The organism is Clostridium carboxidivorans P7 (genome assembly GCF_001038625.1).
Lineage (GTDB): Bacteria > Bacillota > Clostridia > Clostridiales > Clostridiaceae > Clostridium_AM > Clostridium_AM carboxidivorans.
This window is the reverse complement of record NZ_CP011803.1, coordinates 4,636,964-4,649,662: the sequence shown is the minus strand read 5'-3', so window position 1 is coordinate 4,649,662 and position 12,699 is coordinate 4,636,964. Positions and strand designations below refer to the sequence as shown.

Genomic DNA, 12,699 nt, shown 5'->3' with positions numbered 1-12,699 from the left:
ATATGGTATCTTTTATTCAAGTCATTATTAAAGTCGTGCACCTTGCTTCGTCTGATAAAATATGAGCGTTACCCATACAGTTAACTCAAACCAGGTTTATCCACGGCACACGAAAATGATCACTTACCGCTGCTTCCTTCCGGACCTGACGGGGTTCATGAGTTTTCGTTGCGTGGGACCCAGTTCTCAACGCCACTTTTATGGGCCAGACCCCACATTTTATAGCCTAAGCAAGGAATTCAATCCTGCTATAGCGGATTGCAGGTTACAGGGCACCGCTATCTCCCCATCTAGCACGACAAAGATTAAATGGCGGAGAAAGGGGGATTCGAACCCCCGGTAGAGTTTCCCCTACACACGCTTTCCAGGCGTGCTCCTTAAACCACTCGGACACCTCTCCATAATTGATTTACTCATAAAAAATATTAAATTACAATGTTCAGACACTTAAACCATTATCAGAACAAGCATTATTATACTATTAATTTTTGTATAATTCAATACTTTTGCTAAAAGTTTTAATATCCTATATTTCGTATTTTATCAAAACTTATTATAATATGTAAAGAAAAAGCCCAAAGTCTAGTAATTCAAGACTTTTGGGCAATTTTTATTATTTTGGCGGAGAGAGGGGGATTTGAACCCCCGGTACGGTATTAACCGTACAATTGATTTCGAGTCAATCACCTTCGACCACTCGGACATCTCTCCATATTACCTCTTTTTACTAAAAAACTCTTCTAGTATATTACTGCATTTTTCATCATAATTCCAGTAAACATTTGTCCACCGATTCAAATTATCATTTTGAAGTATGTTTATTACAGAACCACAAGCTCCTGTATTAGGTTCAAACGTTCCTATATATACATTGCTTATTCTAGACTGAAGTATAGCTCCTGCACACATTGGACATGGCTCTAAAGTAACATACATACTACATCCACTTAATCTCCAATTATTAGTATACTGTGAAGCTTCCTTTATAGCAAGTATTTCTGCATGAGCTAATGTATCCTGCAAAGTTTCTCTTAAATTATGAGCTCTAGCTATTATAATATTGTCTTTAACTATAACAACTCCTACAGGTACTTCTCCTAAAACTAATGATTTTTCTGCTTCTTTTATAGCTTCTCTCATAAAATTTTTCATATAACATACCCCTAATAATAATTCAATTATCAATTTAAATATAATGTAAGATTACGCATACATGTACTCTCTAGTCCATGGTAATTCATTATTCACACCTTTTACAAATAAAAATTGATGAATATCAATATTACCACAATTAAAGGATGCTGCACAAGCATCTAAGTATAATCTCCACATTCTTATAAAAGTTTCATCCTTTGTTTTTCTTATTTCAGGCAATGCATTTTCAAAGTTTCTTGCCCAATACTCCAAAGTTCTTCCATAATGTCTTCGAAGACTTTCTACGTCATTTAAATAAAATTTATAATCTGTCATATTATCAATCAATTCTTTAACTGAAGGTATATATCCACCAGGGAAAATGTGCTTGTCTATCCACGTATTAGTTCCACCTTCACCTATAGCTGTAATACAATGAAGCATAGAAACACCTTTTTCGTTTAATAGATTATTTACTGCATTAAAATACTCTCCAATATGTTCTTTTCCTACATGTTCTACCATTCCCACACTGACTATTCTATCAAATTTTACATTTTCTAATTCCCTATAGTCTGTAAGTTTAACTTGAACTAAATCTTCTAATCCTTCATCTTTTATTCTTTCATTAACTTTAGCAAATTGTTCTGAACTCAAAGTTATTCCCATAGCTTTTACTTTATACTGTTTTGCTGCAGTAATAATTAATTCTCCCCATCCACAGCCTATATCAAGTAAAGTTTGTCCTTCTTCTAAACATAATTTTTTAAGAATATGTCTAACTTTATTTTTTTGAGCTGTTTCTAAGGAATCATCATTAGCTTTAAAATAACCACAAGAATAAGTCATTGTACTATCTAGCCACAATTTGTAAAAATCATTTCCAATATCATAATGATGTTGAATATATTCCTTACTATTTTTAATAGTATTTGACATTCTCTTAATTAAATCCATATATTTATTGCCATTACTTAAAAAACTTTCTTTATTATTATACAAAGATTCGATAACCTTTTGAACATCTCCTTCTATATCTAACTTTTTAGTCATGTACCCTTCTCCAAATGTAATAAAGGGATCTCTAATTATATCTGCTTTAGAAATGTGTTCATTAAAAACTATGGTAAACTTACTTTCACCTTCCCCATACTTTTCTACTTCTCCATCCCAAAACCTTACTTCACAAGTATCTGAAAATAGGTTTTTAAATAAATTTTTGTAAAATATCTTGTCAATACTCATACTACTGCCTCCTAATTCAATTATTTATATAACATCGCTATTTAAATTAATATGATAAATATATTAGTTATATCATTAAATTTATATAAAATATTATTATGCAACTGTCTAATAAGAAAATTGTTATAAGCATAATATCAAACTCTATTCAAATTATTTATAATACGATTCAATACATCATAAAGATTTTCAATATCAGATTTAGGAATATCCTTCAATGCTTCTTCTAATAATGTAAATGCCTCATTATGAAGTGCTTGTCTCATTTGCTTTGATTTTTCCGTTAAACAAATCAAGTTCGTCCTTCTATCATTTGGATGTTGTACTTTTTTAACAATATCATTCTTAATCATATTATTAATTATACGAGAAACACTTGGTTCATCCTTAGTTGTAAGTTTAGAAATCTGATTTTGCTGTAATTCACCATGCTCATATAAGTATGTAAGTATTGTGTATTGTTCTGGAGTTATATCATATCCACAAGATTTAAACTTTGAACTTATACGATTAGATATTAACCTAAAACTCATATTTAAAACCTGACCAAGCTTTTGTATATCAGGATTGTTTTTTATTTCCAAGTAACCACCTCTTTTAAAATATGTAATATATCACCATTTAAGTATATTTCAAAATACTTGTTTATGCAAGTATTTTGAAACAACAGTACCACAATACAATCCTACACCCTGGTAATCATTTTTTTATATTTACTAATTTCATTATAGTACTTTGTACTTATTTATCAACCATACTAGTTTTATGCAAATTCACTACTATACTGGTTATTTTAATACATTAACTGCTTTATTTTCTGATTATTTTAATATATTCCTTATCACTTAAGATACTTTTTTGTTCATTTGACACTTTTTATATTCTTTTCTCTATTTATAGAATTTCTATTTAACGAGGTACAAGGTAAATAAAAATACTATAAATAGATATAAAAAAATATGCTATAGTTCAATCATAAAACTACAGCATATTTTTTTAAATTACGCTTTGTAAATTAATATTTAAAAAGACAACATTAATAGCATTTATTAAAATATTAATAATATTAGAAGATTAATTTAAACTTTTTTACAACTTTACACCTATATTACATCTTCTTGTACTGCACCTTCTCTTATTATATTTTCTTCCACTATATCTTCTTGTGAAATATATTCCTTTGGTATTTTGCTATTTTTATATTTCATAAAAGCAATTCTAGCTGAATACATCGCAAGTCCTATTGGTAACCAAAATGCACCAAACTTAAGCTCATTTTTTAAATAAGGAAGCATAAGATCCCAGCTTAATCCTTTTAAATTTAACATTTTTAATCCCATAGTCATATGCCTGAATGGCCATAAACTATTGAGAGCCTCAGGCATTCCAGTTGGCAGCAGATAATCTGGAAATATGATACCACAAGTTAGAAATATAGGTATATTTATCAAATTAAACAATAGTATAAAATGTCCAAGGTTATCCATAAATGATGTAAAAACTAATCCCATAGCTGTAAGATTAATGAAGAATAAACTCATTAAAACAATATATATTAATATATCGCCACGAAGAGGTACACCGAATAATTTATCAACAATACATAAGCAAGTGAAAATTAATATAATACATATAGTAGAATATAGTAATACTCTTCCTATAAGACCAATTACAGCTTTTACACCTTCTTTTGAACACATCTTAATATGTGCAAATTGCTCTTTCTTTTTCATTAAAGCAGGTACTAAAAGTACTGGTACAAAAAAACCTTGATTAACTAAAGGTATTAAAGTATAAATTAAATATCTAAGATAACTACTTTGCGGCTCATAAAGTATACGTTCACCATAAGAAAAGTTCAAAACAGCTTGTTTGGATTGGTATGGAACCATACCATTTCCCTGAAGAACGCTTATTTGAGCACCAGCATTTATGGTACCTAAAACCTGACTAGCGTATCCTAAAATACTGGCTTCTTTAGGAAGACTAGTTCCATCTATTACTATTAGAGCACTAGGTGACTTTGCCAAACTTACATCTTTTTCAAAATGCTTAGGTATTATTATACCTCCATTTACTCTACGATCTTTTATTGCTTTTTCAAGTTCAGTATCTGAGTCTGCATAATAATTAACATTTAAACCTGGATTAATTTTAAGCTGTTGTATAACAGTTCTTGACAAATTTGAGTTATCTTTATCAACTATACCAAATGGAATATTATCTATATAAGGGTTAGACATGGCATAACCAAAAATAAGTGTTGCTACAATAGTAAGTATAATAGTCTTAAGTAAGGGACTTCTTTCTTCTTTTAATATTTTAAAAAAACTTTTCATTATATTATCACCTCTGCATCTTGACCATTAATGATACTATTTTTCTCGTCTATTTTAATATTTCTAAGTCTTTTAGCCTCTTTCATTTTATATAAAAGGAATGTAGTAACCCACATAAAAATCATAAATTTAGTGAGCCAGAATATATTAGATAAGTTATCTTGAAAACTTCCACCTATAAGTGATAAATCCCTTAGAGGTATAGCATAGTAGTAAAATGGAATATATTTAGCTATCATAGGAATAATATCAGGCATAGCTACAGACGGAAATGTATATCCAACCAAAAATAAACTTATAGCTATTGGACCTGCTAAACCTACTGCATCTATCTGGTTTCTATTAAACAAGATACTTAAAAGTATTCCCACAAATGTCATTCCGATACAAAAGAGAATAGTGAGCATAATTCCTGCTTCAACAGAACCCCTATAAGGCAGACCAAAATATTTGCAATAAATTGCTAGAATAATAAAAACTGAAATTGATGCCAAAAGTCCAACCATAATACCTTTAATCCATATGTTTTTATAGCTATTACCTTTGTTTATTAATAAAATTACAACTATAATCATCCCAACTTGCATAGTGTTAATTGCAAATCCTGGAATGAAAAAATTAAACATATTTTCAGTAGGATTTCCTATAATTCTGGAATTATAACGTATTGGATTGATATAATTTGCAGCTACTTCTGGCATTAATCCAAGTTTTCCCTCTGCTACACCTATTAAATATGCTGATTTAATGGTACCAAGAATCTGTGCAACTCTTGTTCTGCTAGAAGAAGTCATAGCCATTTGCGCCCCATCATAAATAACCATAATTTGGGGATTCTTCCCATCAGTTAGATCTTTTGAAAAGTGCTCAGGAATAATAAATCCTATAGCTACTTTTCCTTTGTCTATTAAATCTTTAACATCATTATCAGTCTGACTATATGCAACTACATTAAATTTTGAATTTGTCTTTATTTGCCTAATGAAAGCTTGAGTTGATAAAGAGTTATCATGATCTACAATAACAGTTGGAATTTTGCTAAGTGAATGAGCACTAAATTCAAGTGCTAAAACAATAGCTCCTCCAATACCAAGTATAAGAAACATTAAAATAGGAATTATCATGTACTTAAATCTTAATATTTTTTCTTTCATGATAATCATCACTTCTTTCCAAAATCAACAAAGGCTGTCATTCCTGCATGAAGTGGTTTATTCATATCAATTAATTCAACTTTAACTCCATAGGATAGTACATCAAATTCCCCATTATCATTTGTTGCCCTTTTAACTGCAAAATCAGCATCCTTATTTATTCTAACTATTTTACCTTTAAATTGTTGATTAGGATAACTAGAAAGTTTTACAGACACTTCTCCATTTAACTTAACTTTTGAAAGATCTGTTTCTTTTACATTACACTCAATCCAAGGTGCAGTTGTATTTGTCATTACTAGAAGAGGCATTCCTGTAGATACTAATTCACCAACCTCTACATTTAACTGATTTACAATTCCATCTGCTGGTGCTGTGATTGTTGTATCAGCAATATAAGTTTGTACTTCACTTTGTCCACCTTCAGCTTGTTTAATCTGGGCTTGATATCCTTGTATTGTTGCATCTGCTTGACTTACTTGTGCTTGTAATGCTGCTATATCTTCGGATCTTGCTCCATCTTTAGCAACATCATATTGCTTTTCATACACATCCATAGCTGTTTTAGCTTTATCTAAATCTTCTTTAGCTGCGTAACCTTTACTGTATAATCCATTTACTCTATCATACGTAGATTTCGATAAATCATATTGAGACTTAGCTTGAGCAATTTCCTCTGGTCTTGCTCCATTTTGAGCCTTCTGAAGTTGTGCTTGTGCTGCTGATTTTGCTGCTTCTGCTGCTTTCATTTGTCCAGTAGCTGCATCAATTTGAGCTTTTGATTGAGCTTCCTTTGCAACTAACGTACTATTATCTATAGTTATTAAAACCTGTCCATTTTTTATGCTGTCACCTTCAGCTATCTTTATAGCTGTTATTTTTCCTGCAACTTTTGAATTTATATTTACTTCTTTAGTTTCTACATTTCCTTGAACAATTAAGTGGTCGCCTTGCTGTTTTACTATTTTATCTCCCGTTAAAACAACATTCTTACTACATCCTGAAAATAAACCTGTTGTAATTGTTAGAGCTAATGCTAATGCAATTTTTTTTCTTTTCATATAAATCCTCCTAAACCAACTAATATATTTACTTATAAGAACCTGTTATTCAAACGTTGTCTAATTTTTATAAGTGATTCATGTAGAATTTGCATCTCTTCTTCTGGTAAAACACCTACTAAAGACGCTATAATATTTTCTTTATCTGGTATTATCTCAGCTAAAATTTTCTTTCCCTCTTCTGTTATACTAATCTTTGTATACCTTCTATCATTTTCATTTTCCTGTCGTATAACAATTCCTTTTAATGTCATTCTATCAATTAAAGTTGTTACACTAGGTTTCTTTACTCCCAATTTCTTACTAAGAGTAGATGAAGTACTTCCTTCATCACCACATAAATATAAATAATATAGAACCTTGAATTGTGCCTGTGTTAATTCAAACCTTTTATAGCCTTCTTCGCCAATTTTATTTATTAATTCTGATATTTTAACAATCTCGTCAATTACCTCAAACGTTAACTCCATTGGATCAATCTTAATTAAATCGGTATCTTTCTTCTTCATAAACAACACTCCTAAAATGTTTTTTCATATTATTTTTCTAACATTATTAATTTAATATACTGATAGTCATATAAACATTGGTTACCATAACTAATAGTTAGTATAACTAACTGTTAGTTATACTAACTATTATACACATTATTATATTAGTTGCAATATCAATAATTGGAAATTAATATTAATAATTTGTAACTTTCAATTTTAATTGTGCAAAATAAAAAATATATAGTTCAAAGATATAATTCAGTATTTGTGCTGAAAGTAGTTAAACTAGGAAGGTTGGCATACTGCTATAACTTAAGTGTAGAAGGTAAGATAAGTATTTAAAAATTAACGACAATCCATGCAAATTTTAATTAAAGCATAAATATTTCAAGACGACAAAAAGTCTTGTAACCACTATGATTACAAGACTTTATATTTGGTGCGCCCGAGAGGAATCGAACCCCCGGCACGCGGTTTAGGAAACCGCTGCTCTATCCTACTGAGCTACGAGCGCATATAAACATATTACCTTATTATTTTATTACAATCTATTATAAAAGTCAATTTTCTGAAAGTACAAAAGTTAATTTTCTTATATAGCCTAATTAGTTTTTAATATTTTGTGTTAAATTTGACATTTTACAAATAATAAATGATAATTTAAATTAAGAATTTTACAAATAGAAGGAGTACAAGTTTTATGATCAAGTACTATAATAGACAATCAAAAAAATATGAAATTGAACAAGTTGCTGGAGATACTTATCTTAACTGGATTTATTCATCTCCTGTAGGAATGACACTTTTAGAATTGCTGTTTAAGAAAAAAATATTTTCTAAATTATATGGCAACTTTTGTGATAGAAAAGCTAGTAAAAAAAAGATTATTCCTTTTGTTAAAGAACTTAATATAGATATGTCTTGCTGTGAAAAAAAGTTAAATGATTTTGAATCCTTTAATGACTTCTTTACAAGGAAATTAACACCATCAGCAAGACCTATATATTCCGATATTAATTCTATAGTCTCTCCTGGTGACGGTAAACTTTTAGTTTATGAAAACATTGATTTAAATAATGTATTAAATATAAAAGGATATTCTTATAGTTTATATGATCTTATAAAAAATAAAGAGACTGCTGATATTTTTAAAGGAGGTACTTGTATAATTTTAAGGCTATGTCCTACAGACTATCACAGATTTCATTTTGTAGATAATGGTATTTGCTCTTCTACTAATAAAATTAAAGGTGATTATTATTCTGTAAATCCTATAGCTTTAAAAAAAATACCTGATTTATTTTTTCGAAATAAAAGAGAATGGTGCATTTTTCATTCAGAAAATTTTGGTGAAATCTTACACATAGAGGTTGGTGCAACTTGTGTTGGATCAATATTACAAACATATATTCCTAACAAAAGTGTAAAAAAAGGTGATGAAAAAGGATATTTTAAGTTTGGTGGTTCTACAACAATATTATTTATTGAAAAAGGTAAAATTACAATTGATGATGAATTAATTGAACAGACCAATAAAGGATATGAAACACAAGTATTTATGGGTGAAAAAATAGGAAAGAAAATTTAATTCTTTCCTATTTTTTGAATCTTATTTAATACACTTTTTAATCTTATAATTTCTAACTGAATTCTTTCAAAAGTCTTTTTTGCATTATCTAAATCATTATTTTTAGCCATATTCTCAAGCTCATCAACTAAATCAAATACAGACTTAGCTCCTAAGCTTCGTAATGCTTGCTTTAAATTATTAGATTTTACTTGAAGTTCACTAGAATCGCTTTTTTCTATAGCTTCTTTTATATCCCTTACTTGTTCAGGATAAGCTTGAAAAAATACCTCAATTAATTCTTTAAAAAGCTTTTCCTCTCCTCCTGTAATATCAATAACTTGATCTAAATCTAAAATTGCTTGTTCACCATAATTAATTTTATTGCTTTTTATCATTCGTTCAGCTTTCGAATACACCCCAGTTATATCTTCCAAATTACATATACATTCATTAGCACCAATCTCTAAAAATCTTTTCTTGATATCTTTCCCTGAATCTTTGTTTATGACTATTATAGGTAAATGAACTTTTATGTTTTCTTCATTTTCTTTATTTCGAATTTCTTTAATTAATTCAACTACATCCGTTTCATTATTTTCAACATTAGTAATAAACATATTAATTTTATTATTTTCTAATATACTAAAAATTTCTTTTTTATTAGACCCATAAAAAACATTACAATTTCTTTTTTCAACTAAATTACTAATGAATTCGTTATTGTTCATATTTCTCTTTGATGATATAAGTACATTTATCTTATTTTTATAATTTTTGTTTATATTATTTTTTACATTATCAAAAAACTTATAATCACAATGGTTATTTACTGATTCATTTCTATCTTCTATGTTCAGTGCATTTTTAATCACATCACATAATTCTGATTGCTTTATAGGTTTAACTAAATAATTAAACAAACCCATTTGTTTGCACTTACTTTTACTTTTATTTAATTCCATACTTGAAAGCATCATAATTATTGGATTAGTAACATTCATTTCCTTCTTTAGCTTACTTGCTAATGTAAAACCATTCATGCCTGGCATAATTTCGTCTATTATAATAACATCAAAATACTTGTTAAGCTTTGCATATTCCCTAACAACACTAAGCCCTTCTTCTGCATTAGCTACAAATCTTACTCCCATTTCTAAATCATTAAGCATATTATAAACGATGGTCCTATTAGTCTTATTATCATCGACTAAGAGCACATTTAAATCTTTTAAATAATTATAATTAATTATTTCTTGTTTATACTGCTGCAATTTAAAATCTAAAGTTAAATAGAAGCTAGTTCCTTTTTTATATTTACTTTCAAACCATATTTCTCCATCCATTAATTCTATCAACTGCTTTGATAGAATTAATCCTAATCCATTCCCTGCATATTTCTTTAATTTACAATTACCTACTCCATTAAAATACTTATTTAATTTATTTATATTCTCTTCGGTCATACCAATACCTGTATCAATAACAGAAATTTTTAAACTAATTTTATCTAATTTATCTGTTACTTTTTCTACATATACTGCAACCTCTCCCTTTTCGGTAAACTTTATTGCATTCCCAACTATATTTATAATGATTTGTTTAAGCTTGAAATAATCTCCTATTAAGTTTTCATCTAAATCTGGATGTATATATATCATAAGTTCTAAATTCTTTTCATGAGCACGTATAGCCAAAGCATCCAAAGTTTCATATATTATATCTTTAATATTAAATTCAAACTCTTCAAGCCTTACCTTACCAGATTCTATCTTAGAAAAGCCTAACATATTATCTACTGTCTTAAGAAGTGACTCTGATGATTTTTTAATGATACTCATATATTCATTTTGTTCTTCATTTAAACTAGTATTAAACAACATTACATCTGTCATATCTATTATAGAATTTAGTGGATTCTTTATCTCATTACTCACATTAGCTAAAAATTCACTTTTAGCTAACTTTGCGGACTCTACTTCTAGCTTGAATTTTTTCAACTCTTCTTCTAATTCTTTTATTTTTGTAATATCTTTTGCTACAATTATGGCACCAGAAACATTGCCATTTTCATCATACAACGGGTTATATGTGAATTTAACCCAGATATAATGACCATCTTGCTTTCTAACTCTTAGCTCTTGTCCAGTGCTGCTTTTATCTATAAATCCTCTATTAAAAGAACTCATAGTTTTATCCAAATCTTCAGGATGAATATTGCTAAATATATACTTTCCTATTAGGTCTTTTAAATTATATCCTAGTATTTGCTTAACTGAAGGACCTATATATTGTATTTTACCATTAATATCTATTTTACATATTAAATCCTTCATACTTTCCGTAATTTCTCTTAAACTTTTTTCACTATGTTCAAGTTCTTCTGATACTTTTTTTGAATTAGTAATATCATCTAATATAACTATAGTACCTATGAAATTATCGTTTACTCTTATCTTTTTAAGCTTTACTTTAAAAGATAAATTGTCATTATACGACTTATATTCTTTTATAAAACTAATTTCAGAATAATTGCCAGAACAAAAATATTTTAATTCATCCTCTATCCATGAAAACTTTTTCTTTTCATTTAAATTATCAACCTTCACATTAAAATCCATAACTTTGAATAATTCAGTAGCTGTATCATTTATATTACTTATCACATTTTGATCATCTAAAATAATAACTGGATTAGGGATACTTTGAAATATAGACAAGTATTTATTCTTTTCATCGATAAACTTTAAATTCCACTTCTTAACCTTTGCTGTTCCAATAAATTTCTTCATAGTTATCTCCTAAATCTAACAAAAAATTTATCACATTAAATTAATAAAAAATTAAAATTTTCTTAACTTTTATATTAATTTTATGATTTATAGCCAATAATGTCAACATATACATTCTAAGTACATGTCAAAATAAAAAATCCATAAAACTAATGTTTTACAGACTTTTAATTCTATAAGCAATTAATAGCTCATATTAATATCTTTATTGCATTCTGTATTTTAGTAATCAAATTACATTACAGTGATTATGTTACATTTTAATTTACAAGTGCAAGCATCTGATTTTTAAAAAGCAAATTAACTAATGCAATAACACGTCCTACACCAAGTACTGCTGCTAAAGTTCCTATACCAATTCCAATAACATTTCCCGTAAATATCATTGCAATAATTACAGTAATAAGAACACTAGATATATCTATAATATTCTTTGCAAATCCAAGTCCTTTTCCTATTTTCTCCCCTAGCGCTTGTGTAAGTCCATCTGCAGCATTAGGAACAATTCTCATTTCAATTGAAAGTGCTGCTCCAATTCCAGTAAGTATAATTGCTATCAAAAGTAAAATCATATTTTTTATTATACTATCACAGTTTATATTTATCATATTATTAAAAATATTGATAATCCAACTGAATGCAATACTCATAGGAATTTGTAGTAAATCAAATATACGAAATTTCTTTCCACGAAGCAATGCTTGTCCAGCTACACATAGTATATAAATACATAGTGTAGCATTTCCTAAATTTATTTTCCAAATCTTTGATATGGAATAAGGTATTGAGATAATTGGCGATACTCCCAAACCTGTTTTTGTATTTAATATAATTCCCAATGCAAGTATTATAAGTCCAATACAATACATAAATCCACGATAAAAATTCTTCATATGTATTCCCCCATTCTTAA

The 12,699-nt window shown here is 28.3% G+C and carries 10 protein-coding genes, 3 tRNA genes and 1 other RNA gene; 1 reads left to right on the top strand and 13 read right to left on the bottom strand.

Annotated elements, in window-relative coordinates; translation table 11 throughout:
- Positions 1-33: 33 nt before the first annotated feature.
- From ffs to Ccar_RS20865, 11 genes are all read right to left on the bottom strand, one after another.
- Positions 34-299, bottom strand: an RNA gene (gene ffs, locus Ccar_RS26495) — signal recognition particle sRNA large type.
- Between the two features lie 11 nt (positions 300-310).
- Positions 311-400 (bottom strand) — tRNA-Ser (locus tag Ccar_RS20910).
- Between the two features lie 219 nt (positions 401-619).
- Positions 620-711: transfer RNA gene (locus tag Ccar_RS20905), tRNA-Ser, on the bottom strand.
- Between the two features lie 3 nt (positions 712-714).
- Entirely contained in the window at positions 715-1,152 is a 438-nt protein-coding gene (locus tag Ccar_RS20900; protein ID WP_007062880.1) for a nucleoside deaminase, read from the bottom strand.
- A 51-nt stretch (positions 1,153-1,203) separates the two neighbouring features.
- The gene (locus Ccar_RS20895; protein ID WP_007062879.1) at positions 1,204-2,379 is read right to left on the bottom strand and encodes an SAM-dependent methyltransferase; all 1,176 of its coding nucleotides are present in this window, start codon (positions 2,377-2,379) and stop codon (positions 1,204-1,206) included.
- Positions 2,380-2,516: 137 nt separating this feature from the next.
- Positions 2,517-2,963, bottom strand: coding sequence for a MarR family winged helix-turn-helix transcriptional regulator (locus tag Ccar_RS20890; protein ID WP_007062878.1), 447 nt, complete (start codon positions 2,961-2,963; stop codon positions 2,517-2,519).
- Between the two features lie 519 nt (positions 2,964-3,482).
- Entirely contained in the window at positions 3,483-4,718 is a 1,236-nt protein-coding gene (locus tag Ccar_RS20885) for an ABC transporter permease (RefSeq protein ID WP_007062877.1), read from the bottom strand.
- Positions 4,718-5,872 (bottom strand): ABC transporter permease, encoded by a 1,155-nt coding sequence (locus Ccar_RS20880; RefSeq protein WP_157132487.1) that lies wholly within the window; start codon positions 5,870-5,872, stop codon positions 4,718-4,720. The genes Ccar_RS20885 and Ccar_RS20880 overlap by 1 nt, the downstream gene beginning before the upstream one ends.
- Positions 5,873-5,880: 8 nt before the next feature.
- Positions 5,881-6,933: an HlyD family secretion protein gene (locus Ccar_RS20875; protein WP_007062875.1), complete on the bottom strand. Its 1,053-nt coding sequence runs from the start codon at positions 6,931-6,933 to the stop codon at positions 5,881-5,883.
- Positions 6,934-6,965: 32 nt separating this feature from the next.
- On the bottom strand, positions 6,966-7,442 hold the full coding sequence (locus Ccar_RS20870) for a MarR family winged helix-turn-helix transcriptional regulator (protein WP_007062874.1): 477 nt from the start codon (positions 7,440-7,442) through the stop codon (positions 6,966-6,968).
- Between the two features lie 422 nt (positions 7,443-7,864).
- A tRNA-Arg gene (locus Ccar_RS20865) sits at positions 7,865-7,941 on the bottom strand.
- A gap of 186 nt (positions 7,942-8,127) precedes the next feature.
- On the opposite strand from Ccar_RS20865, the gene Ccar_RS20860 reads away from it, so the two are divergent.
- Complete coding sequence (locus Ccar_RS20860; RefSeq protein WP_007062873.1) at positions 8,128-9,015, top strand: phosphatidylserine decarboxylase; 888 nt, start codon at positions 8,128-8,130, stop codon at positions 9,013-9,015.
- Here the strand turns inward: Ccar_RS20860 and Ccar_RS20855 are convergent.
- Together Ccar_RS20855 and Ccar_RS20850 are read right to left on the bottom strand one after the other, a co-directional pair.
- Complete coding sequence (locus Ccar_RS20855; RefSeq protein WP_007062872.1) at positions 9,012-11,786, bottom strand: PAS domain S-box protein; 2,775 nt, start codon at positions 11,784-11,786, stop codon at positions 9,012-9,014. The two genes, Ccar_RS20860 and Ccar_RS20855, sit on opposite strands and share 4 nt — an antisense overlap.
- Positions 11,787-12,046: 260 nt before the next feature.
- Complete coding sequence (locus tag Ccar_RS20850; RefSeq protein WP_007062871.1) at positions 12,047-12,679, bottom strand: DUF6198 family protein; 633 nt, start codon at positions 12,677-12,679, stop codon at positions 12,047-12,049.
- Positions 12,680-12,699: the final 20 nt, after the last annotated feature.